Here is a 22993-nt window from a genome sequence, read left to right as displayed (position 1 = left end):
ACGTCCATACCGGGCGGTGTTGGATTTGGGCGTGGAGCCATCGATAGACAGGCTTTTGCGACAGAATCCAGTCTTCGAGAGGGCTCCGCGTGATCGCCTACTCTGCCAGGCTCGACGTCCCGAGGGCACTCGCGCAGCATGTGGCGCGGCTACTGGGTGCCGAGCGTCGGGTGGTGGGCACCCGGCCGGGAACACGGGCGTTGACCTCATGACGTTCTCGCCGCCGGCCCTGTTGGCACCGGCCAGGCCGAGCCTTTGACAGCCCGCGCCAGCTTCAACCCCTACCGCCCGGTCCTCGACCAAACCGCCCGCCCCGCACAACGGCTGCGTGAGGCGACCCCCGACCAGGCACGCAGAACGGCCCTCCAGCTCCTCGAACGGGTCGGCCTGGCAGAGCACACCGTTACCCAGCGTCCCGACCGGCTCTCCGGCGGCGAACTGCACCGCGCAGCCCTGGCCCGCGCTCTCGCCAGCGAGCCCCGTGTGCTCATCTGCGACGAAATGACCGCCGGGCTCGACAGCCTCACCCAGCACCACATCCTCACCCTGCTCGACGACCTGCGGCGCAGCCTGCAACTGACTCTCATCGTCATCAGCCACGACCGCGACGTCGTGGCGTGCCTCGCCGATCACATCATCGTTCTCGACCACGGAACCGTCGTCGACCGTGGCCCCGCCGCCGCACTGCTCACCGACGCACAACATCCACTGACCCGCGCGCTTCTCCACCCCGACGCGGCGACCGTCACGGCACCATCGAACTCATGACCGGAGGAATCATGCATCAGCACCGCAGCGTCGGGCCGTACGAGCTCCAAACGGCCGAGCACCGGCACGTCGACGGGGCGCGCAGCGTCATGCTCGACACCTTCTACCGCGACTTCGGCTACGGCTACCGGTCCGACTGGCACCACGACGTCATCGACCTCGCCGGCACCTACCTCGGTCCCGACCACCATGCCCTGTTCGTCGCGACCAAGGGCGACGAAGTCGTCGGCACCACCGCTGTGCGCGCCGCCGGGCCAAAGAGCCCACCCCACCCGCGCTTCCTCGTTCAGCGCTATCCCGAGGAAACCACCGCGCTCACCTCGTAGGTGTGGAGCGGTGGGGCTTCGCTCGACGTCCGCATCCCTGCGGCGGTCAGGCGGAGGCCCGGCTTCAGGAGAATCCGGGCCGTCCGCCTGGCGTACGCCTGTTGACCAAGCCGCTTACTCCGGCAGGCGGATTACCGGTGAAGTCAGGCGAAGAGGTTGCTGGTGATGTCGGCGTAGAAGTCGGCGGGATCGCGGGAGAGTGAGGCCTTGACGTTGGCGGTGGGCTTGTCAGCGATGACTTCGATCTTGCCTGCTTCCAGTCCGTCGAGGGCCTGGGCGACCACCTCGTGGGGCGGGAGCTTGGGGATGTCGAAGCCAGCCATCATGTCCGTGTCGGCGATCGCCAGCGCCAGGGCGGTGACCAGAGTCTTCTGGTCGGCCAACTCGAGTCGGATGCCATTTGTCAGGGACCACTCCGCGGCCTTGGAGGCGGCGTAGCCGTTGGTGCCGGGGCTGAAGGTGTACCAGCTCAGCGCCGAGATGACGTTGAGGATGGCGCCACCGGCCAGCCTGGGCGCGAAGGCGCGGGTGACGTTGAGAGTGCCCCAGAAGTTGGTGTCGAGGTCGCGGCGGATGTTCTCCGTGGAGGGGCCGAGCAGCGGGGCTTCAGTGGAGGTGCCGGCGTTGTTGATGAGGATGTCGAGGTCGCCCACCTTGCCTGCGGCGGCCTCGATGGACGCGGGATCCGTGATGTCCAGCTGGAGCGCGATGGCACCGGGGATGTCGATGCTTTCCAGGCGACGGGCGGTCGCGTAGACGGTGGCGCCCCGGGCGAGGAGGGCCTCGGCGAAGGCCTTGCCGAGGCCGCGGTTAGCTCCGGTCACGAGAGCTGTTGATCCGTTGATTTGCATATCGCCAGGCTAAAACCTCACGTTGACGTCAGGGGCAAACTTGTGCGAGGTGAATCACGCTCGCCCGTGTCGGCGGCGCTCGGCTCACGGCGACCCGGGTGCGGCCGGTAACGCCCAGTCGGGCGGATCGGGCGTCACGCGAGTTGGATGGTGGCTTCGTATCGGGCGGCCAGCTTGTCGGCACGCCATGGCGGGAGGTCGCGTCACTGCATAGCGGTGGCCGGGGGATGATCGATTGATTCGGGACAGCGGAAGGTGTACAGCGAGTAGCCGCGCCCGATCTGCACGCCGACGGTGTCTGGGGACGCGGTCGGGTCTTCCTCGGACGGGCGCCAGCTGCAATGCATGCCGTTCCAGTCGCTTGAGTCGACCGTGAGAATCAGGGTCATCGTGGTGCCGCAGGCAGCACAGTCCATCACGTACGGATCGGTCAGTGACCAGTTCGCGTACCCGCCGACCTTCCATCCCGGCGCGAGCGACAAGTCGCTCTGGTAGTGGGGCCGGCTCTCGTCTTCGTCGTCATCCCACTCGTCGAGCCGCTCGCGTAGGGCGTCGGGGAGCAGGGCGGCGTATTGGTACTCGCGGACCTGCTCGGGGTGCACCACGCACGGAAGCGGCAGGTACGTGTCGCTGATCACCGGCGGTTCGGGAGGTGCTTCGAGCAGCGGGCCAACGGCGGAACTGTCGCGCCAGTAGAGGAAGACGCGAGGGCTGTAGTGCCGGTCCGAGTGGTCCACCGGGCACCACAGCACCTGGAGTAGGTCGGTGCCGTCCGGACCGGCGTAGTCCGGGATATCTCGTCGGTACAACTGCGCGACCGGGACCAACGGGATGGGATCCTTGGTCAGGTCGTCCAGGTCCAGAGCGTCGGCCGCATCGAGCTCGGCCCGCTCCTCCGCAGTCAAGAAGTCTCCGCCCGGCAGCGGCTCCCGAGCTTCGGCGCTCGCGAGAATCTCCCGCCTGCGGTGCAGGGCGGCCGGGGTCGTCAGGTTCCATGGCTCGTGCGCCCCGGCGTCGTCGCAGACCGGCCATACCTCGTCGGCCGGCCAGAGCAGCGGTCCGCCGACCGAACTGTCGGTAATGGTCGGAGCGCCGGGTCGGGGATGCAGGCGGGTAGCGGTGATGGAATGTTCCCGCAGTTCAGGGAAGAGTGCCGCGATGTCCAGAGGACGCGGAGGTGTGGTGCGGACCATAGACGTGGATCTTATGGCCCACGTACAGGTCCTGAGCTCCGGGATGGCTGGCACCGGCCGGCGTCCCGAGTCGCCCAACGTCACCCTGCCGAAGTGCTGTCGATCGATGTAGGGCATTGCAGTTGAGGGGGCGGAAGTGTGCTGCGGGTCCGCCATCTGAGACGCCGATCCCACGAGCGATGTCATGAGGGCCTTTCAGGCTGGTCCACTCTTCGGCTCCGTCGAAGAGTGGACCAGCACAGCTAGACGTGCGCGAGCTTCAGAGTGGCGCTGAGTGTCATCGGCGGTGGGGCAATGGTCGATCCGGCCCGGACCGTGTCATGCTGCACAGACCCGAACGGAGGACGACGATGGCTGCTGGCGATGCCGTACAGGTGCGGCCGGCGCGAGGGTCGCTGCGACCGCTGGTGTCCGGGGCGACGCTGGTCGCGCTCCTGGCGTTGCTGTTCGGGCTGCCGTGGTGGACGTTGACGGTGGCGGCGCGGTGGCCGGCGCCGGTGGTGGCCGCCGGCACGAGTGTGTTCGTCGTCGCGCTTGTCGCGTTCCCCGTTCTGATGTATCTCGGGCACGGCCGCCGGCGGCTGGACGCGGCGGCCCGCGCGGGGGACACACTCCTTGGCCTGGTCTGGATCCTGTTCGTCTGGGCGCTGCTCGGTAATGTGGCCCGGCTCCCGCTGGCCGCCGCGGGGGTCGCCGATCCGGTGCGGTCGCGGGCTGTGGCGGTCGGTGCGGCGGTCGTCTCGGTCGTCCTGGCCGTCTGGGGGTACGCCGAGGCGATGCGAGTGCCCCGGGTCCGGCGGGTGGACGTCACCGTGGATCGGCTGGGTGCGGGTCTCGACGGGGTCCGGGTGGTGCTGCTGACGGATACCCACTACGGACCGATCGACCGTGCCCGCTGGTCCGCGCGGACCACCGAGGTGGTCAACGGGTTGGCTGCCGACATCGTCTGCCACACCGGCGACATCGCCGACGGTACGGTCGACCAGCGCCGGGCGCAGGCCGCGCCGTTGGGCGCCGTCCGGGCCCGGCTGGCCCGGGTGTACGTGACGGGCAACCACGAGTACTACGGCGAGGCGGAGGGCTGGGTCGAGCACATGCGGACCCTCGGCTGGGAACCGCTGCACAACCGGCACCTTGTGGTCGAGCGGGGCGGCGCCCGGCTCGTCGTCGCCGGGGTGGACGACGTGACCGCCGCCTCGTCCGGCGTCGCCGGTCACCGCGCCGACCACGCCGCGGCGCTCGCCGGCACCGACCCGCGGCTGCCCGTGCTGCTGCTGGCGCACCAGCCCAAGCAGATCGGCGACGCGGTCGCGGCCGGCGTGGATCTGCAACTGTCCGGGCACACCCACGGCGGCCAGATGTGGCCGTTCCACTACCTGGTCCGGCTCGACCAGCCGGTCGTGCAGGGCCTCAGCCGGCATGGCCAGACCCAGCTCTACACGAGCCGGGGGACCGGCTTCTGGGGTCCGCCATTCCGGATCTTCGCGCCGAGCGAGATCACCCTGCTCACCCTCCGAGCGAGGTAGCCCCGACCGGGCCAACACCTACCGCCTCACCTGAACGTGACCGGGATTCCCCGGTCAACTCCGCTGGCAACCCCGGGCCCAGGGATCCACCCGCATGCACCCGATGAGGTCGACGAACAGTTCCAGCCGGGTGACTTGCCCGAGACGATGGGGTGGATCCATCGCGAGCGGCGCAGCGGCGGGATGGCACTCACCGACAGAGTCACCGTCGTGAGGCGCTGGTTACGAGGGCGACACACGGTCAGCTCCTTGGAACCCAGCTGATCGGCGGCCTGTTGCATCCGTAGCCGGGTCTCCGGCCGTAGCGCGCCGCGGCCGTTGAGCGCCTTGGAGGCCGTGCCGGTGGAGGCCCTGCGAGCGCCGCAACCTGGCTGATGGTGACGGCGCGTTCGACGGTGCTCAGCGTTTCCTCCACAGTTTCCTATCGGTCCCTGCTGGCCAGTTGCTGGGACCATGGGCATGTCGAAGTTCGACTTGACGTGACCGCTACTCTGTTGTTGGTCAATCACGGTGACCAAGTCGTCATGGACCTCCCGGCTGGGGTCCAGTGAGGGCGACTGAAGGGTGTGCCACCCTCCGCGCGTCACACACTTGTCGTTGTAGGTGCGTTATCTCGATTGCCGTTGGCCGGGCAGCGGAACGGGAGACGAGCGTGCCCTCATTCGACCTTGCGGCTGTGCCGGCCACGGTGGTGCGACCGCTGATTGTCGCGATCGCCCACATTCCGATCATGCTGCTAGCGCTGTGTATCGCGCCGATCCTGCTCCTCGTGGCGGTAAGGCCCCAGTCGCACGGTGACCTGGCGGTCCGACTGCTGTGCGAGTTGCGGACCTGGAGCCGAGACGCGGTGGGTGCCGCTAGCGGTCGGCGTACGCGGTGACCCGCGTCCAGGTCAAGGATCTCGCACGCGCCCGTAGCCGCTACACCGGTGAGAGCTACCAGCAGGCTCATAACCTCGTCGCGGCTGTGCCTGCCGGCGAGGCGCTGCTGCCCGACGCGCTCAGCGAGCCGCAAGCGGCCGTCGAGTCCGCTGTCATGAACCAGCTTCTCCTTGCGTCGCGGGAGTTGTCGGTGGACCTCCCCGATCGCTGTGTTCCGCTGCCGGTGCAGGCTGTTCGTCCGCTGGCGGCGTCGCTTCGCGTTACGGTGCCGATCAACGAGGTCGAGCAGTTCGCCGCCATGCTCAGCGCCGGGGGCACCACCTCGGGCGGGCGGGCGGGTGAGGCATTCATGGTCACCTCGGCCAAAGATGTCGTGACCCTGGCCTTGCCGGATCAGGCGGATGGGCAGGTGCAATTGCGGTGTTCGTGGGATCGGCTTCGTGCGGCGCTGCGCACCGCGCCCAGCGTCGAGGTCCTGTCCGGTGGCCGGCTGCGGGTGTTTTCTGGCTCGCTGCGGGCGGCACCCCGCCCGGAGCATCGTGCGGCGCTCAGTGCCTGCCTCCGGCGCGTCATGCTGTTCTCGAGCCCTCATGCCCTCTCCTGGTTGGTGGACTGGAATGAGTGGGTGCTCTCGGACCGCCGCCAGGATCCTCCGGTGCCGCCACAGGATGTGCAGTCGGCATTAGCCAAGTCACGCTTTGGTCCGACGAACGCCGAGGTTTCCGTGCTCCTCGGGGGCGGGGCACAGGCGGGGACGGCTGGCGCCCCGCGGCCCCGACCTTCTACTGACCGCGTCGATCCGCGCACCGCCACCACGGGCGTTTCCCCGGACCCGGAGATCGATCGGGTGTCCCTCGACGGCGTCACATTCGTTCTCTCTGCCGCCGAGTTGACGCGACTCGTCGCCAAGCGCGCTCTGCCTGGGGCAGTCATCGGGCACGCCCATCCCGACTCCGATCCCATCGTGGCGGCCGCAGTTCGCGCGGCGATGCGCCGGGTGGCCACGTTGGCTGAGGAGCTTGTGAAGGCTGGGCTCGGCGCGGTCTCCATGATCATCGGGTTCCAACTCCCGCAGAGCACCAGGCAGGTCGACGTGGTGCTCGCCGGTGTGCATCCGGAGACTGGGCGTCCTGCGTACGTGGTTGTTGAGCTGAAGCCGTGGACGCATGCGCAGTTCGTAGCGAGTTCTGATTCGCTGGTGGTGGTCGGGCGTGCAGGAGTACCGAGCCTGCATCCGGGTGTGCAAGTTGGCGCCTACTGCGAATACCTGAGTGATGTTCTCGGTGTGCTGGCCGCTGACGGGGGCGGTTCGATCCGAGGGGCCGCCTATCTGTACCAGGCCGTGGATCGCGACGTCAGCGACCTACTCACCGGCCGTGCTGACGACCATGGCCGGGTCTTCACCAAGCAACGACGGGGACAGTTCCTCGACTACTTGAGCGCTCACCTTGGGTCCTCCTCCGGAGCGGGCGCCGCTGACCGCCTGCTGGCGAGTGCCGTACGCCCCAGCAGGCACCTGCTGGCATACGCCGGCCAGGAGCTGCGGGAGCGCTCGCACTTCAGGCTGCTCGACGAGCAGCGCATGGCGTACGAGATGGTGTTGCGTGCGGTGAAGCGCGCCCGCATCGCGAAACGTAAGACGGTCGTGGTGGTGTCCGGTGGGCCAGGTAGCGGCAAGAGCGTCATCGGCCTGTCAGTGCTCGGCGAGCTGGCCCGGCAGGGCCATTCGGTCATGCACGCCACCGGGTCGCGATCGTTTACGCAGACCTTGCGCCAGTACGCCGCTAAGGGAAATCAGCGGCTCCGGAGCCTGTTCCACTACTTCAACAGCTTCATGGAAGCTGAGCCGAACGGCCTCGACGTGCTGATCTGTGACGAGGCCCATCGCATACGGGCAACCTCGGTTAACCGATTCACCCGCGGAAGTCGGCGGGACCGGCATCGACCGCAGATCGAGGAGTTGATGGAAGCCGCCCGGGTGCCGGTCTTCCTCCTCGACGAGGATCAGGTGGTCCGGCCTGGCGAGCTGGGTAGCCTGACGCTCATCGCCCGGTATGCCAGAAAGCACGACCTGGAGATCGAGGTTGTCTCCCTGCACGACCAATTCCGCTCGGGCGGCAGTCGCACCTACGTCCAGTGGACCGAAGCCCTGCTCAGCGCCGATGATGATGAGCCGATGACGTGGAGCGGGGACGGTCGTTTCGACCTGCGGATGGCCGACTCGCCGGAAGAGATGGAGGCGTTCCTCGCCGGCAGGCATGCGGCTGGCGAGACGGCGAGATTGTCGGCCGGCTACTGCTGGCCCTGGAGCGATCCTCGCCCGGACGGTTCGCTCGTGCCGGACGTGCAGATCGACGGGTGGGCCCGGCCCTGGAACGCCAGGAGTGAGCGCAGCGTCGGCGGTGCCCCCGGTTCCGCCTTCTGGGCAACCGACCTCAACGGCTTCGGTCAGATCGGCACCGTCTACACCGCTCAGGGTTTCGACTACGACTGGGCAGGCGTCATCATCGGTCCGGACCTTGTCGCCCGTGACGGCCGACTGGTCACCCGCCCCTCAGCGTCGAAGGATCCGGTGTTCCGCACCAGTGCGGCCATGAGTGACGAAGTCGCCGACCGCCTCATTCGCAACACCTACCGGGTGCTGATGACCCGGGGCATGCGTGGTGTGCTGCTCTATTCCACGGATCCAGAGACTCAGGCGTTCCTGGCTGCCCGGGTGCATGCCGGGGCACGGTCTGCTACCGACTCCGTGGGTTCCGGGGGCTGACGACCGGTGGGCCGCTTTCTTCGCGGCACCTCGGCCGTCCGGGCTGCCCCCTTCGGCCACTCGCAGAGCATGACGGCCACGCGCCGCGGGACGGGACCCGGGCGGCGCGTTTCCGGCGGGAACCGGATGCCGAGCCAGGCGCGTGTGCTCGTATTCGGTCAGGGTCCATGGTGGTTGGTGCCGCCATAGCAGGTCCTCTCGGACGTAGAGGGTCTTCTGTCGTCTCGATGAGGTGGGTCGGGTGCTGGTGTTGCCGTGTCGACATCGGTAGCCGGCACGGTCGTGGACCCAGTGGGAGTCCATGATCCGGCCGCACACGCCGCAGCAGATCACTCCGGCCAACACACAGCAGCGGGGGAGGCCGTTGGCCGAGGTCGATGCGCTCTGGATTGCCTGGACGGCGACGCTGACCATGCCGGGGGAGGGCATCGCGGTCGGTGCGTTGACGGTTCCAGACCTGCCGCCCGGTGTAGCGGGGGGTTGGCCAGAAACAACAATGAGTCGCGGGCGGCTGTACGGGTTGCTGTGCAAGTCGGGCATGGCGCACGTTGGCGATCGAGCGGAGAGGGTGGGTGCATGCAGGACGATCCAATCGAGTACGACGAGAGGTTCGCGCTTGGCCCGGGAGTCGACGGTGCGGGGTGCGTGATCGAACGTACGTGGCTTCTGTTGCCGACCGGTCGAGTTGTCGCCACGGATCCGCTCGGGGGACGGTACGACGACCTGCCGGCCCCCTTCGTCCAGGTGGTGCCGGCCGGCCGCTACCGGGTGGACCTTCTGGTGATGGACGGACTCGTCGCTGCGGCACGGCTGTGTGTCCGGGACGAGCTGGCGGCGAGCTGGGAGAAGGCGTTGCCGGCGAGCCTCCGTGACGGCAGCGATGCGGAGGTCGCCGGGTACGACGTCAATGCCGGTACAGGGTGTTTCACTGACGAACAGACTTTCCGCCAGCTGTCCGAGTTGTCCGGCGGCGGCTGGCAGTTGACTCTCCTGGAGGATCTGGCCTGGATGCGCGAGGGACCTACGGTCATACCGCGCTCGGAGGTGGATGGTTGTCCCGGCGACGAGGGTGACGAGAACGTCCTGGTCGCGTTTCCCGCTGGAGAGGGCGACGGGACCTATCAGACCTGGGTCGGCCGCACGCGGCGCGGAGAGATCACCTGTTTCGTGACCGACTTCCTCTTACACGACGCATAGGCCCCGCGGGACCCTCGTCGTCATCAGCGTAGATCGTCGTCATCTGATCGCACGCGCGATCACGCCTGCCGGAGGTCTGCCATGCCGACGACACACTCAGCATCCGCCCCACCGGGTCCGGCGAAGAAGCCGATTCTCCGGTGGCCACGGCGCTCCCGACAGCCGAGGCCAGCGATCGCCCTGCTCGTCATGACCCTGGTCGCGACGACCGCGACAGCTGTCGCCGGTCCGGCCACGCCGGCCTTCGCCAACGACCACTACGGCAGCATCGGATCCGCCGCCGAGGCGAACCGGGACTGGATGGCACGGGTGTCGGACGACGCGCGCGGTGCGATGCAGGCCGGGCGGATCAACATCGGCATCCCGTACTACACCCGGGGTTGGCGCAACGTCACAGGTGGCAGCAACGGAATGTGGGGCATATCCGTCGGCAGAAGTCGGTCGGCCTCACGCCGGACAGCGACCCGAACGACAGGCGCACCGGCACGGCGGCACACATCGATGGACGCGTCGTCGGCCCACTGCACGTCGTCGACGAGGAGCATCATCGGGCCGGCGGTGCACAATTCGTCGACCAGGGCGACGACCATCTCCACGGCCGCCGCGGCGTGACCGGCGTCGGCCAGATCGAGGACGGATCGCCTGTCGGTCAGGAACTCCGCGATCCGCGCCCGATGGGGATCGGTCGAGCGCGGCCTGATTTCCAGGCAGTCGAGTAGCACGCCCAGGAGTGGCGGATGAGCCAGCTGGTCGGCGACACCCTCTGACACCTGGCAGCCCAGCTCTCTGCCAACGTGGGCAGCGGCCGCCACGAGGGACGACTTGCCGATCCCCGGCTCGCCCTCGATCCAGACCACGCCGCCGGTGCCGAGACGCAGCCGTTGTACGGCGTCCCACAGCTCCGCGAGTTCGGGCCCACGCCCGGTCAGAAACCCTGGAGATTGACGGAAGTCAGCATCGTGCCTCAGATCCATCGGCTGCCCCGCGCCGTGAGCCCGGTCATCGACGGCCAGCCACGTCGGCCGTCGTCACCGCGATGACCGCGGCCAGCCGCCTGCGCGTAGCGTTCACGTCAGATCCTCCATCGATCGACATGGTCAATGGGCTGCCCGTCCGGGCCGGGTCATCGGTTGTCGCTCGGCCCCAGCGCTCCGCGCCGCCAGGTGTGCCACCCCCGGCAGAGCAGGTAGGCGCCGATGGTGGTCAGCGACACGAGCCCGTCGGCGAACAGGGTCCGCGTCGCGTGCGGGATGTCGAGGACGAACGCGGCCTGCACGGTGACCACGATCTTGTGGAAAAGGAGGAGTTCCCACATGCCGCGCTGTTTCCGCGGCGCGATCGCCAGCATGGCCCACATACCGGCGAACACGATGTACGCGCACGTCCGCCAGAACTCCGTCAGCACCAGGTCGTCGGGGAGGCTGCCGAGGCGGAAGACGCCCTCGACGAACGGGACCAGAGTGGCTGCGGCGGTGATCGCCATCAGCACCCGCCCGGTGCGATCCTGCCAGCGGGTCGGGTTGGTGGCGGTCGTGGCGTCGACGGGCAGGTCAACGTGGACAGTCATGGATGTATCCCCGTTCGATGTCGTGACCAGGTGTCAGACACTGAGATCATCCGCTGGCAGGGCTCGGCATCGCATCGGTAGGAATTGCCTAGTCGGCTGTCGTTGTCCGGTCCGTCGTGGCCTCTGTGCGATCGGCCGGACCCCGGGCAGACTCCCGCTGCGGGTAGCCCGTGGAGCGGGTGAGACGCCGCTGGCTCCCTGGTTGGTCAAGAGACCGTGGTCCAGACCGGAGTCGGTGTCGTCAGCCCAGTTGATTCAACTTCTCGCGAGCGTTGGTGTCGGGCCGAGGCGTGAGGACCACGAGGCGCAGGTCGGTGTTCTGGGTGGTCAGGACGTTGGCGTCGAGCGGGATGGCGCCCACGTCCGGGTGTACGGCGGTCTTGTGCGCGCTCTCGTGATGGGCCACCGCGCGAAGAGCCCAGAGGCGGCGGAACCTGTCGTTCCCGGCCATCCGCGAGATCAGTGCCGTCACGTCGGGATCGTTCGGATAGCGGGCGCTGGTGGCGCGCAGGTCGGCCACCAACGACTGCTCGAAGTAGGCGCGCTCGGCGTCGGTCTGGCGGACTCGGGGGTTTCGGGATTCGAACTGGACGATCAGGGCGTTGCGGTCGTCGGCGGTGGCGCCCGTGGGGTCGCCGAAGACGGCCGCGAACAGCCGGTTCCAGTGCAGCAGCCGCCACACGGCGTCGTAGACGGCCACCGGGGTGTCGCCGAGGTGGTCGATGACGCGGTGCAGGCTGCCGGGGAGCAGGTGGGGTATCCGGTCCGGGGCCGCGGCGAAGCCGGCAAGGCGCATCAGGTGCGCCTCCTCGTCGTCGGAGAGTCGTAGCGCGCGGGCCAGGGAGGTGCACACCTGTGCCGACGGTGTGGCGGCCCGGCCCTGTTCGAGGCGTGCCACGTATTCGGGGGAGATGCCGGCCAGTGCTGCCAGCTCGCCGCGTCGTAGCCCGGCGACGCGGCGAGGTGATGCGTTCGTGAGACCGACCGCGGCCGGGTCCGTGCGATCCCGCCAGGTCCGCAACGCGGCTCCGAGGTCATTCATGAGCCCCATGATCCGCCATCGGACCTCCGGGGAGCTGGGTGGTACCAGCGGTACGCGGAAGACCTGTGCCTTCCACAGCGCTGGCTCGGCCCTTCAGGATGGGGATCATGAGCAAAGTGACCAGAATGCATCACATCGGAGTGCCAGTCAGTGATTTGGCGCGGTCGGTGAGGTGGTACGAGGACGTCCTCGGTATCGCGCCGAACGGCGTGACGATCTCGGCGACGAACCCGGCGATCGGTGCGGTTGTCGAGGTCGAGAACGCGTCGATGCGGGCATCCTTCGCGTTGGCCGGTGACAACGTCCTGCTGGAACTCATCCAGTACGACAGCCCGCAGCCGAGGCCCTTCACCGGGCGCAACTCTGACGTTGGAGTGATGCACCTGTGTTTTGAGGTCGACGACCTCGACTCGGCGCACCGCGACCTGGTGGAGCGGGGCGTGCACGTCAACGCCGACCCGGTCGTGCTCCAGGACGGCGATGGCGTCGAAGCGGGGGCGCTGGCCGGGACGAAGATCCTCTATCTCCGTGACCCCGACGGCATCCAGCTGGAACTGTTCGAGTTGCCCTCGTAGGAGCGCCGACTCCGGACCCGGCGCCCGTCCCGGTCGGTGCGCTGCTCCGGATACCATAGGTGGGGCCGAACAACCGGAGGGCACCATTCGTCCGGCGACACGCAGAAGCTGATGACAGATATCAGGTCGGGATTGTTCGTCGCTCGCGAGGCGGAGCTGGGCGAGATCGCCTCGCTGACGGCAGCCGCGGCGCGGGGCCGTGGCGGGGCGATGCTCGTTCTCGGTGACGCGGGGATCGGCAAGTCGACGCTCATCGGTGAGGTCGCTTCGCGGTTCGACGGATGGCAGGTGCTGCGGGCCGGTGGTGTCGAGTTCGAGAGCGAACTGCCCTACTCGGCCCTGCACCAGTTGTGCGCGCCCGTGCTCGACCACCGCGCTGGGCTCCCCGTACCGCAGCGGAGCGCGCTCGACGCGGTGTTCGGGCTGCACGCCGGGGTCAGGCCGACCCCGATGCTCGTCGGCCTGGCCGTCCTGGGCCTGCTGAGTGCCGCAGGCCGGCGCAGGCCGGTGTTCTGCGCGGTCGACGACGTGCAGTGGATCGACGCGGGCTCGCGGCAGGTACTGGCATTCGTCGCGGCACGCGTGGCGGTGGAGCGGGTCGCCATGGTGTTCGCTGCCCGCGACGTCGCCTCGGTGTCGGAGCTCGGTCGCCTACCCGCCCTCACTCTCACCGGGCTCTCCGATTCGGAAGCCCTCACCCTGCTGCGGTATCGGGCACCCTTCGGCCACGAGGCAGCGATCGTGCAACGGATCCTCGCCGAAGCGGCCGGCAATCCTCTCGCCCTGGTGGAGTTCGCCCGCGACGCCGGACCATTCGGGCTACCCGGGGACGCCGGGCACCGCGCCGTGGAGCACCGGTTCGTGAGTCGGTTCCTGCGGCTGCCGGCACCCACGCGCTCGGTTCTGGCGCTGGCCGCGGCGGAGCCGACAGGTGACCTCGTTCTGCTGCGGCGTGCGATGGCGATCCAGGGGCTGGACGCCGTGGACCTGACCGCGGCCGAGGACAGCGGCCTGCTGGTGACCGGGCCCCGGGTGCACTTCCGGCATCCGTTGGCGCGTTCCGCGGTGTACCTGTCGACCGGCGCCGAAGCGCGACGGCAGGCCCATGCGGCGCTCGCCGCCGGTACGGACGTCGACGTCGATCCCGACCGTCGCGCCTGGCACCAGGCGAACGCGATCACCGGCCCGGATGAGGAGACCGCGGCCGAGCTGGAGCGTTCGGCCGGGCGGGCACAGCGCCGCGGCGGACTCGCGGCCGTGGCCGCGTTCCTCGAGCGCGCGGCCCGACTGACACCCGGCCGGTCGCGGCAGGCCCGCCGGTTGTTGGCCGCGGCCCGGGCGCGGTTGGGTTCGGGGGCGCCCTCTGCCGCCCGGGAGTTGGTGGACGAGGCCGAGCGTCTCCAGCCGGACGCCGTCGACCGCCGCGCCGCGCGACTGCTACGCGCGACGATCGACTATCACGTGGCGCGCAGTATCCCGGCGACGATCGCGCTCATCGAGGCGGCCGACGGCATGGGGCCCGACGAGGTCCGCGAGACCTACCTGGAGGCGTTCGCATCGCTCATGTTCAGCGTCGACGAGCCGGGGAGGTTGCGGCGGCTCGCCCTGCACATCCGGGAACGGGTGCCCCAGCGTCAGCCGCCACGCCCGGTCGACCTGCTGCTGCAGGCGTTGGTCGAGCAGCACCTCCGCCCGGTGGACGAGGCGATGCCCCTGATGCGCCGCACGGTCGACGCCTTCCGGGACCACGCCCGCACGTCCGACGCGGATCCGTGGTGGATGGAACGCGCCTGCGTGCTGAGCGTCGACCTCGGTGACAGCGACGCCATGGAGGAGATCGCCGACCGTCAGGTGGAACTCGCCCGGGCACAGGGTGCCTACGCGATCCTTCCCCATGCGTTGCGCTTCCAGGCGGCAGCCCGGACGATCGTGGGCCGCTTCGCCGACGCGCAGGTCTGCATCATCGAGGCGCGTGCGGTCGACGAGGCCGCCGGGACGTCCAACCTCGTCGGGTCCGACCTGATGCTTGCCGCCTGGAGCGGGGACGTCGACCGGTTCCGGGAGATCCGGGAGAAGCTGCGCGGCTGGGTGGGGGTGAATTTCACCGCGCTGCACTACGCGGAGGGCGTGCTGTGCAACGGCAGCGGCGACCATGACTCCGCGCTCGACGCGTTGCTGCTCGTGCGGGACCAGCACCGGCGCGGCGCGTACGCGGTCACCGCCTTCCACCACGAGCTGGTCGAGGCCGCCGCGTTCGTCGGACGTCCCGAAGAAGCCAAGGAATCGGCTGACTGGATCGGGGATGTCGCACGGGTCAACCCGAACGCGTGGACGACTGGCGCGCATCTGCTGGCGTGTGCGCTGCTCGACCCGGGGCTCGGCGCGCAGGACCACTACCGTGCCGCGATCAGCCGGTTCGCCGGGAGCAGGATGCGAGTCCACTACGCGCGTGCCCGACTGCTCTACGGGCAGTGGCTGCGACGGGTCGGCCGTCGCGCCGAGGCGCGGGTGGAGCTGCGCGCCGCGCACGAACTGCTCTCCACCATCGGCGCGCGCGGGTTCGCCGGCCGCGCCGCCCGCGAACTGGATGCCATCGGCGAGCCGACCCTGGCCGACGACGCCGATCCGTTCGCGGGGCTGAGCGCCCGCGAACTACTCGTCGCCCGCAAGGTCGCCTCCGGCGCAGGCACCAAGGAAGTCGCCGCGCTGCTGTTCGTCAGCCCGCGAACGATCGACGCCCACCTGCGCAACCTCTACCGCAAACTGGGCATCACCTCACGCCGGCAGCTACGCGAACTACTCCGCTGACGGAGCCGGGCCGACCGAGCGACGAAAGGGCCCCGCCGGTACCAGACCGGCGGGGCCCTTGGGTCACGTCAGCGCCGGGCGTGATCACACTCCCGTTCGGCACGCGTCTTCAGCTCGGTCAGCCACGTCTTGAGGCCCTCGCCGAGAGCCACGGTGGAGAAATCGACGTCCTGCTCGACCTGGTCACCGCGCCACGTCTCCTCGGTACGCACGAGAACCCGACCGTCGATCTCGGTGAACGTCCACACGTGCACCCCCTCGTCGATGCGCAGCCCCGCTCCGATCGCCGGACCGTCCCACCGAAGACACCGCTGGTGCTGGAGCTGCCGGACGGTGGACGTGACGACGAGGGTGGTGGCGGGATTCAGCGCGGTCTCGGGGACCGGTGTCGTCCACCGAAACGACGAACCGGGACGCAGTGGCCCACGATCGAGCCGCTTGCTGGAGGAAACCGGCTTCTGCCACGACGGCCAGCGCTCCACGTCGGTCTGCAACCTCCAGACGGTCCGTAGCGGAGCGTCGATCGTCGTCTCCGTCCGATAGCGAATCTTCGCCGCGGTGTCGACAGTCCTTCCCGCACATTGCACCGTCGCGTGGTCGGCACCGACATCGCGCCTGACCTCGGCCCGAGCCGGCGCACCTGCGGTGCCCACGAGGCCGGCCACGACCACCGCCGTCGCGACGGCAAACACACGATTCTTCATGAGGCGGCCACCGCCTCGGCGGTGCCCTTGAGTCGTTCCAGCCACATGGCGAGGGTCGTGTCGAGGCCCTCCTGGAACGGCCCAGGGTCGGCATCGACAGGCGGACCCGCGAAGGACTCCTCGGTCGACACCTCCACACCGTCGCCGGCCGGAGTGAGCGCCCAGACGTGGACACCGAGGACCCCGTCCGGTCCGTCACCGTATCCCCGCCACACGAGGCGTTCCCGCGGCCGTACCTGAACGATCGTCGACTCGATCTCCATGCCCGCGGCCGACCAGCGGAACACGGAGCCCGGGGCGAGCGGACCGGGTGTTTCCACGCGTACGTACGGGATTTCTGGCAGCCAGGTCGTCCATGCGTCGATGTCGGTGAGGATCCGCCACACGGCTTCCGCCGACGCGGTCACCGTGACGCTGTGGCGGCTGACCACCGGGGCCGACACGTCGATGCCGGCCTCGTCGGTGTCCGTAATGTTCTCCATCGTGAAGCCCTTCTGCGGTCACTGGTGATCGGAACGCCGGGCACGAGCGAGCCGCTAGATCCACACCCGGCAGAAGCGATCGTGCCAAGACGCAAACTGCTGCACATCGGCAAGAACTACCTAGTTCGCGGTGCGCGGGCCCGCCACGGCGAAGATCGTTACCTCCGTGCCTGCTGCCGACCTCAGCCCGACAGGTTTCGTCGAGTCGCAGCGGTGCTGCTGGGGATCATCTCGGGACTCCTTGCCGTGCTGATGCTCGGCTTCGGCATGAGTGGCACGTGGGTCGCTTTCGCGGTGCCTCGGCTGCACCACCACGTTCGCGTATCTGACCGCTGCGCTGACCTCGCCGACACGGAGGTCCACCCGATACCCGCTCCAACGGATCACCCCGCTCGGCCCGTCCTGTCTGGCGACGCGGAGGCGGGGCGGAGGAGCTCCCACATTCCGCGCTGCTTTCGCGCTGCGATCGCCTGCAGGGCCCACATGCCGGCGAAGACGGTATAGGCGAACGTCGCGCAGTCTTCGCGGCGCTCTGGCGGCCCTCACTCGTCCGGGGCGCGATCGACTACTCGTACGGGTCTTTGGGGGCGGTCACCTGTCGCCAGGATTCGACGTCGATATAGGGGATCTCTTCGTCGTTGACGGGGTCGTGGGTGACGCGGTCGGTGTAGCGGCCGGTGACCCGGATCCAGGTGTCGTTGGCCAGACCGGTGGGGGCGTTGCCGGCCATGCCGAGTTTGACGGGTCGGCCGTCGGCCGCGCAGCAGGACAGGATCATGCGGGCGAGGATCGGTTGACCGTCGGGTCCCGGCGTGGTGAAGCCGGTGAGCTGGACCCGGCGGTTGCCGATCGACTGGCCCTTGTCGAACAGGGCGCGGGAGGCGTAGTCGAACACGGTGGTCGTCGCCGGATCGCCGGGGGGCAGGGGAGGGTAGTCGTAGTCGTAGTCCTGCTCAGCGGTGAGCGCGGTGCCCGCTTGGCCGGCGGCGTACGAGCCGAGGGCGGGTGGACTGACGAGCAGCAGGCCGAGGGCTGGGAGGAGGAGCAGCCAGGCGACTCGTGGTTCGTGGTGGGCGTGTTCGTTCGGGTTGCGCCGGTCCTCGGGCCCGTCGATGTAGGGACGTAGTTCGTACCAGAGGGTCATCACCGCGACGGCGATCAGCAGCAGGCTGGCGGCGATGAGGAACGGTCGCAGCCCTTCCTTGACGTAGCGCAGGTAGAGGTCGGTGACGCTGGCCCGCAGGACCGCGGCTCCGAGGAAGGTCATGACGCAGGCCTGGGCCATCCGGTTCACAGCAGCACCATCCCGGTGGTGACGGCGACCGCGACGGCGACTGTGAAGGTGGCCGGCGCGAATCGGGCGGCGAAGCGGCGGCCGAAGATGCCGGCCTGCATGGAGATGAGTTTCAGGTCGACCATCGGGCCGACCACCAGGAAGGCCAGCCGGGCGGTGAGGGAGAACTGCGACAGCGAGGCGGCGACGAACGCGTCCGCCTCGGAGCAGATCGACAGCAGCACCGCGAGCCCGGCCAGGGCGAGCACGGACAGCACCGGCTGCTCGGCGAGGGTCTGCAGCCACCGCTCGGGGACGACGACGTTGATGGTGGCCGCGGCCATCGCGCCGATGACGAGGAAACCGCCGGCGTGGGCCACGTCGTGCCGTACGGCGGACCAGAACGCTTCTGCGCGTTGGAGCCCGTCCAGGTCGGGTCGGCGCGGGAGTCGGATCCAGTCGGCGCGGCCCAGTCGCAGCCAGAGCCAGCCCATGATCATGGCGACGATGAGGCTGGCGACCGCGCGGGCGAGGACCATCTCGGGGTTGTTGGGAAAGGCCACGGCGGTGGCGATGAGGACGATCGGGTTGATCGCCGGCGCGGCGAGCAGGAATGCCAGTGCCGCCGCTGGTGTGACGCCGCGGCGGATCAGGGAGCCCGCGATCGGCACCGCCCCGCACTCGCAGCCGGGCAGGATCACCCCGGCGGCGCTGGCGACCGGGACGGCGAGGGCCGGATGCTTGGGCAGGGCCCGGGCCCAGAACGAGCGGGGTACGAAGACCGCGATCACGGCGGAGAGCAGCACCCCGAAGACGAGGAATGGCACGGCCTGCACCATCACCGAGACGAACACCGTCGTCCAGGTCGCCAGCGACGGCGCGGACAGCAGCCTCGCCAGGGGGTCGCGCAGGAAGACGAGCAGCACCAGCACGGCGGCGAGGATCTCGACCGAACCGATCCGGCCGGTGAAGGGAAGCCGGGGCAGGTGACCGTGGTCGTGCTGAGCGGGGTCGAGTCCAGGCGGCGTGCCACGTGCGTCGACGGCCGCGTCGGGGGCCTCGCTCGTGCTCGACGAGGTGGTGGGCTCGGATGCGGCCACGCCGCCCCCTCTCTGCTCTGGGCCGGTGGATACGGCGGTCGCCTACCCGTACTGGCGTTGATGTGAGTGCCCGACCTCTGGCGTTGAGGTGGTCCCCGTGTGGCACCGCGGGAGAGCCCATTCCAGGAGATCGGAGATGGGCTCCCCGCGGTGCGGATGGATCAGTTGACGGAGCCGATGGAGACGGCGCCGCGTCCGACGACCGCGCCGTCGTTGGTGACGATGGCCAGTTCGCCGTACAACTCGCGTCCGGTGCCCGGGGCGGAGAGAGCGGTCACCGTCCCGGTGAGGGTGGCGGTGGCGCCGTTGGGCAGGGCGAGCGGGGTCGGCGGGGTGTCCAGTGTGCCCAGCGACGACGCCGAGAACGAGTCCCGGTAGTCGTAGGCGGTGCTGGTGTTCGGTCCGTCGACCGCGTACCCGTCGACGACGACCCGGTAGGTGCCCGCCGGCGGGTTGGCGATGGTGACCGCTTCCTCGGAGTCACCGTCGGCGGACAGGCCGACCTGCGCGTCGCCGCGGAACACCGCCAGGTCCAGGTCGGCGCCCAGGTTGGCGGTGTTGCCGATCCGGACCGTGAACCTGCTGGAACCGGCCGGAACGTCCACCAGGTACTCCTGCTGGGCGCCCTCGGCGATGGTCGGCCGCTCGGCGTGCACGCTGGACAGCGGACCGCCCTGACCGGTCACCGCGACCGGGCCGAAGGTGTTGGTCAGCGTCCAGATCGCCGGGGTCGGCTGACCGGCGGTGACCGCCGGCAGTTCGATCACGGCCGGCTCGACCCGCACGCCCTGCACCCGGGCCTGCAACTGGAACGGATTGTGCAACGCCGGGGAGGTCCGCCGCGCCTCCACCTCGATCTCCCAGACCCCGGCGATCGGGTTCTGGTAGTCGCGCTCCTGCGGCTTGCAGGCCGCGGCGTCGGAGTAGTTGGTGTAGCAGGCGGTGCTCGCCGTGCTCTCCACCGGCACGCCGTAGGGGTTGATGGCGATGAACCGGGTCTGCGACCCGGTGGCGATGCCGGACAGGTTCACCTGTAGCGCCCCCGCGCCGGCCGGCACGGTGACGAAGTACGAGGTGAAGCTGTTGCGTGCCACCGAGCCCTCAGCCGAGAACGAGTAGCCGGGCTTGGTGACGGTGGTGGCGGCCACCACGACGGCGGAGACCTCGAAGTCGAGTACCGAGGTCTTCGGGTCGTCCACGGTCAGGATCGTGCCGTGCGCGCCGGTGGTCGACGGCTTGGCGGTGACCGGGATCGTGACGGTCTTGTTCAACGGGAGCGCGACAGTCTTGGGCGCGGTGAAGGTGCCGTCGTTGCCGCGCAGGGCCAGCTTGTGGCTGATGGTTCCGGCCGGGCCGCTGGTCCGGGTGACCTTGACCGGGTAGGTGCGGCTCTGGCCGACCTTGTGCCCGCCCTCGGCCGGGGTGCAGCGGTTGTAGACGCCGGCGCCGCGGTGGGGGTTGGGGACGAACCGGCTCAGGTCGCGGTCGTAGCGGGTGAGGTTCTCCGACAGCTCCGTGCAGACCGGGGCGTCGGAGACGTACGAGCGGGTCTCGACGGTCTTGGCGAGCAGCTTCCACGCGCCGGGAACGTTGAACATGCCGTAGCCCTGCGCGTACGTCGCCACGTCCGCGATGGGCTTGGCGGAGGTGTAGATGGCCCGGCGCAGCGCGGCCGGGGTGACACCCTTGTCGGTGGCCTTGGCGGCGGAGAGCAGCAGGGCGGCGGCGCCGGCGGCCTGGGGGGAGGCCATCGACGTGCCGTTGAGCATCTGGTAGCCCGGCGGCAGCGCGTAACCGGCCTCGGCAACGGGGATGCCCGGCTGCCAGGTCGGCGCGGTGGAGATCGCCGACCCGGGGGCGGTGATGTTCGGCTTGAAGCCACCATCCTCGCGCGGGCCGCGGGAGGAGAAGTTGAACAGCGCGTTCTTCTTCGTGACCACCGACCCGTAGTTGGCCAGCCAGGTGTCCTTGCTGATGTTCGCGGCGACGCTGACGACGTTCTCGGCGACCGAGGGGTCGCCGACGGTGTTCAGGCCCGGTCCGGAGTTGCCGGCGGAGATGAACAACTGCACGCCGTAGGTGGTGATCAGGTCGTTGTAGAGCTGCGCGCGGGCGTTCGCGCCGTCGTTGAGCGTCGGCAGGCCGCCGATGGACATGTTGACCACGTCCACGTGCCGGTTGATGACCAGGTCGGCCATGCCGGTGGTCAGCGCCGCGGCGGTGCAGCCGCCACCCCAGGAGCAGGCCCGGGCGGAGACGAGCTTGGCGCCGGGGGCGGCGCCGTCGAAGGCGGTGTTGCCGAGCATGTCGTTGGCGGCGGTGATGCCGGCGACATGGGTGCCGTGGGTGGCCTCGATGATGCCGATGTTGACGTAGTCGGCGTACGGGCCGGGCTTTCCGTCGCCCGGGGCGATGTCGACGTCCTCGCGGTACTCGACCACGAAGGGCATCTGGTCCCGTACGGCGGTGGCCGGGTTGTCGGTGCCGAAGTGCCCGACGTCGAAGCGTTCCCGGTACGGGCGCATCAGCGTCTCGTCGGTGAAGCTGTTGTCCTGGTCGACGTCGACCCAGATGTCGTGGGTCTGGGGGTTGTACAGCACGCCCCACGCGTCGGTGGTGTCCCCGTCGCGGTTGACGTCACCCGCCGGGTCGCTGGGGGCGGTGATCGACTCGCGGAACAGGTTGAACGTGTAGGTTCCCGCCGGCGCGGTCCACGTCGCGCCGCCCGCGCCGAACGAGGGCCCGGTCACCTCGGTGACCATGCGCCGCCAGGTGCCGTCGTTCTCGGTCACGGGGTCGGTGGCGGTGACCCAGTCGACGATCTTCCGCTCACCGGTCGTGGTCTTCTGCAGTGCCGGCTGATCCAGGTCGATGCCGGAGTCCATGATGCCGATGGTCACCCCGCGGCCGTCCCACTGCGGATGAGCCGCTTTGAAGGACTCCGCGCCGGTCTCGTTGGTCGGCATGTACGGGTTCACCGCGCCGGTGTCCGCGCCGGGACCGCTGAGTGTCGCGCCCTGCGTGGCGGCCTTCGCACCGGAGGCCGCGGCACCGGCGGTGGGGTCCGGCAGTTGGATGACCTCGTCCAGGTCGATGGCGGCGACGCCCGGTAGTTTGGCGGCCTTGAGTACCTTGCTGGTGGGCACGGTGGCCAGGACGTAGCCGATCTGGTCGAAGCGCCGGTTGACCGCGCCGCCGAGGGCCTCGACGCCGTCGACGACAGCCTTGCTCTGGCCCTTCTCGGCGGCGACGATCAGGGTGACCGTCGGCGCGTGCTTCGCCTCGGCCTGCGCGAGCAGCTTGGCGTCGTGCGAACCCAGCGCCTCGGCGGGGGTGGCCGCCGGAGTGTCGGGGGTGGAGGGAGCGGCGCTTGCGGTGGTGGCACCACTCGTCACGGTCATGGCACCGGCCGCCAGGACCGATGCGAAGAGCGCGGCCGAGGTACGCCTGCTCAGGTTGCGGGGTCTACTCACGTTCTCTTTCCTCCAGAGAACAGGGCCCTGAGATGACAGGGCACGCGTGAGCGATCCTTCGTGGTGTTGGTAGTCGATGTCGATAGATGGTTCGACGTTGTGATCTCTCCGTGACATCGTCCGCGTGCCTCCCTTCCCGACGAGGATGAGATCGACCGCCATGACCTCGAAGGACGGTCCCCTGACCAGAATCGGTCAGCACCGCGCCGCAGCAGTTGGGCGGCGGTTCGTCGCTCGGCATGTGGCAGCTCAGCAGCAGACGGGCGTCGTGCCGAGCGAACGGCGCGGATGACGTCGACCGGACCGGATCGCCGGCCAGGCCTCCGCAGGCAAGCTCCGCCAGCAGGTCGACGGTAGAGACCATGGCCCGTCGGTGCTGCGGCACTGTCGCCCTCGCCACCCTATCGGCACTCGTTTTGGTTTCCGTTAGCGTGCGCCCGCCGCTCGACCTGCGGAGGGT

17 protein-coding genes are annotated in these 22993 nt (G+C 69.3%); 7 read left to right on the top strand and 10 right to left on the bottom strand.

Annotated elements, in window-relative coordinates; all coding sequences use genetic code 11:
• Nucleotides 1-255 precede the first annotated feature (255 nt).
• Together ACGFIQ_RS27155 and ACGFIQ_RS27150 are read left to right on the top strand one after the other, a co-directional pair.
• Nucleotides 256-768 carry an ATP-binding cassette domain-containing protein gene (locus tag ACGFIQ_RS27155; RefSeq protein ID WP_393248269.1) on the top strand — a complete coding sequence of 171 codons (513 nt, stop codon included), beginning with the start codon at nt 256-258 and terminating at the stop codon, nt 766-768.
• Nucleotides 765-1094 (top strand): hypothetical protein, encoded by a 330-nt coding sequence (locus tag ACGFIQ_RS27150; protein ID WP_393248267.1) that lies wholly within the window; start codon nt 765-767, stop codon nt 1092-1094. The genes ACGFIQ_RS27155 and ACGFIQ_RS27150 overlap by 4 nt, the downstream gene beginning before the upstream one ends.
• A 143-nt stretch (nt 1095-1237) precedes the next feature.
• Here the strand turns inward: ACGFIQ_RS27150 and ACGFIQ_RS27145 are convergent, their stop codons facing one another.
• Both ACGFIQ_RS27145 and ACGFIQ_RS27140 read right to left on the bottom strand, forming a co-directional pair.
• Nucleotides 1238-1945: an SDR family oxidoreductase gene (locus tag ACGFIQ_RS27145; RefSeq protein ID WP_393248265.1), complete on the bottom strand. Its 708-nt coding sequence runs from the start codon at nt 1943-1945 to the stop codon at nt 1238-1240.
• Nucleotides 1946-2148: 203 nt separating this feature from the next.
• Nucleotides 2149-3255, bottom strand: coding sequence for a hypothetical protein (locus ACGFIQ_RS27140; RefSeq protein ID WP_393248263.1), 1107 nt, complete (start codon nt 3253-3255; stop codon nt 2149-2151).
• Between the two features lie 233 nt (nt 3256-3488).
• On the opposite strand from ACGFIQ_RS27140, the gene ACGFIQ_RS27135 reads away from it, so the two are divergent.
• The 3 genes from ACGFIQ_RS27135 to ACGFIQ_RS27125 all read left to right on the top strand — a co-directional run bounded on the left by ACGFIQ_RS27135 (nt 3489) and on the right by ACGFIQ_RS27125 (nt 9509).
• The gene (locus ACGFIQ_RS27135; RefSeq protein ID WP_393248261.1) at nt 3489-4664 is read left to right on the top strand and encodes a metallophosphoesterase; all 1176 of its coding nucleotides are present in this window, start codon (nt 3489-3491) and stop codon (nt 4662-4664) included.
• Between the two features lie 876 nt (nt 4665-5540).
• Nucleotides 5541-8312 carry a DNA/RNA helicase domain-containing protein gene (locus ACGFIQ_RS27130; protein ID WP_393248259.1) on the top strand — a complete coding sequence of 924 codons (2772 nt, stop codon included), beginning with the start codon at nt 5541-5543 and terminating at the stop codon, nt 8310-8312.
• Nucleotides 8313-8888: 576 nt separating this feature from the next.
• Nucleotides 8889-9509: a DUF4241 domain-containing protein gene (locus tag ACGFIQ_RS27125; protein ID WP_393248257.1), complete on the top strand. Its 621-nt coding sequence runs from the start codon at nt 8889-8891 to the stop codon at nt 9507-9509.
• A 368-nt stretch (nt 9510-9877) separates the two neighbouring features.
• Here ACGFIQ_RS27125 and ACGFIQ_RS27120 read toward each other — a convergent pair whose 3' ends face one another.
• The 3 genes from ACGFIQ_RS27120 to ACGFIQ_RS27110 form a co-directional block, all read right to left on the bottom strand.
• Nucleotides 9878-10483, bottom strand: a complete 606-nt coding sequence (locus ACGFIQ_RS27120) for an ATP-binding protein (RefSeq protein WP_393248255.1) — start codon at nt 10481-10483, stop codon at nt 9878-9880.
• Nucleotides 10484-10632: 149 nt separating this feature from the next.
• The gene (locus ACGFIQ_RS27115; protein ID WP_393248253.1) at nt 10633-11076 is read right to left on the bottom strand and encodes a hypothetical protein; all 444 of its coding nucleotides are present in this window, start codon (nt 11074-11076) and stop codon (nt 10633-10635) included.
• Between the two features lie 241 nt (nt 11077-11317).
• On the bottom strand, nt 11318-12118 hold the full coding sequence (locus tag ACGFIQ_RS27110) for a helix-turn-helix transcriptional regulator (protein ID WP_393248251.1): 801 nt from the start codon (nt 12116-12118) through the stop codon (nt 11318-11320).
• A gap of 98 nt (nt 12119-12216) precedes the next feature.
• On the opposite strand from ACGFIQ_RS27110, the gene ACGFIQ_RS27105 reads away from it, so the two are divergent.
• Nucleotides 12217-12693 (top strand): VOC family protein, encoded by a 477-nt coding sequence (locus ACGFIQ_RS27105; RefSeq protein ID WP_393248430.1) that lies wholly within the window; start codon nt 12217-12219, stop codon nt 12691-12693.
• 111 nt (nt 12694-12804) lie between these two features.
• Entirely contained in the window at nt 12805-15501 is a 2697-nt protein-coding gene (locus ACGFIQ_RS27100; protein ID WP_393248249.1) for an AAA family ATPase, read from the top strand.
• A 68-nt stretch (nt 15502-15569) separates the two neighbouring features.
• Here the strand turns inward: ACGFIQ_RS27100 and ACGFIQ_RS27095 are convergent, their stop codons facing one another.
• The 5 genes from ACGFIQ_RS27095 to ACGFIQ_RS27075 form a co-directional block, all read right to left on the bottom strand.
• Complete coding sequence (locus tag ACGFIQ_RS27095) at nt 15570-16205, bottom strand: SRPBCC family protein (RefSeq protein WP_393248247.1); 636 nt, start codon at nt 16203-16205, stop codon at nt 15570-15572.
• Nucleotides 16202-16687: an SRPBCC family protein gene (locus ACGFIQ_RS27090; protein ID WP_393248245.1), complete on the bottom strand. Its 486-nt coding sequence runs from the start codon at nt 16685-16687 to the stop codon at nt 16202-16204. Before ACGFIQ_RS27090 ends, ACGFIQ_RS27095 begins: the two co-directional genes overlap by 4 nt.
• Before the next feature lie 565 nt (nt 16688-17252).
• A complete protein-coding gene (locus tag ACGFIQ_RS27085; RefSeq protein WP_393248243.1) occupies nt 17253-17981 on the bottom strand; it encodes a TIGR03943 family putative permease subunit in 729 nt (242 codons plus the stop codon).
• Nucleotides 17978-18946, bottom strand: coding sequence for a permease (locus tag ACGFIQ_RS27080; protein WP_393248429.1), 969 nt, complete (start codon nt 18944-18946; stop codon nt 17978-17980). Before ACGFIQ_RS27080 ends, ACGFIQ_RS27085 begins: the two co-directional genes overlap by 4 nt.
• A gap of 275 nt (nt 18947-19221) precedes the next feature.
• Complete coding sequence (locus tag ACGFIQ_RS27075) at nt 19222-22533, bottom strand: S8 family serine peptidase (RefSeq protein ID WP_393248241.1); 3312 nt, start codon at nt 22531-22533, stop codon at nt 19222-19224.
• Between the last annotated feature and the right edge of the window lie 460 nt (nt 22534-22993).

Source organism: Micromonospora sp. NPDC048898 (assembly GCF_043198035.1).
Taxonomy (GTDB): domain Bacteria; phylum Actinomycetota; class Actinomycetes; order Mycobacteriales; family Micromonosporaceae; genus Micromonospora.
Note: the sequence above shows the minus strand (reverse complement) of the source record. Positions and strands in the feature narration are given on the sequence as shown.

Coding starts and splice junctions, on each gene's coding strand:
- ACGFIQ_RS27095 (WP_393248247.1), bottom strand. CDS start 16,205: ATGAAGAATCGTGTGTTTGCCGTCGCGACGGCGGTGGTCGTGGCCGGC.
- ACGFIQ_RS27140 (WP_393248263.1), bottom strand. CDS start 3,255: ATGCCCTACATCGATCGACAGCACTTCGGCAGGGTGACGTTGGGCGAC.
- ACGFIQ_RS27150 (WP_393248267.1), top strand. CDS start 765: ATGACCGGAGGAATCATGCATCAGCACCGCAGCGTCGGGCCGTACGAG.
- ACGFIQ_RS27110 (WP_393248251.1), bottom strand. CDS start 12,118: ATGAATGACCTCGGAGCCGCGTTGCGGACCTGGCGGGATCGCACGGAC.
- ACGFIQ_RS27120 (WP_393248255.1), bottom strand. CDS start 10,483: ATGGATCTGAGGCACGATGCTGACTTCCGTCAATCTCCAGGGTTTCTG.
- ACGFIQ_RS27115 (WP_393248253.1), bottom strand. CDS start 11,076: ATGACTGTCCACGTTGACCTGCCCGTCGACGCCACGACCGCCACCAAC.
- ACGFIQ_RS27135 (WP_393248261.1), top strand. CDS start 3,489: ATGGCTGCTGGCGATGCCGTACAGGTGCGGCCGGCGCGAGGGTCGCTG.
- ACGFIQ_RS27100 (WP_393248249.1), top strand. CDS start 12,805: ATGACAGATATCAGGTCGGGATTGTTCGTCGCTCGCGAGGCGGAGCTG.
- ACGFIQ_RS27145 (WP_393248265.1), bottom strand. CDS start 1,945: ATGCAAATCAACGGATCAACAGCTCTCGTGACCGGAGCTAACCGCGGC.
- ACGFIQ_RS27105 (WP_393248430.1), top strand. CDS start 12,217: ATGGGGATCATGAGCAAAGTGACCAGAATGCATCACATCGGAGTGCCA.
- ACGFIQ_RS27090 (WP_393248245.1), bottom strand. CDS start 16,687: ATGGAGAACATTACGGACACCGACGAGGCCGGCATCGACGTGTCGGCC.
- ACGFIQ_RS27125 (WP_393248257.1), top strand. CDS start 8,889: ATGCAGGACGATCCAATCGAGTACGACGAGAGGTTCGCGCTTGGCCCG.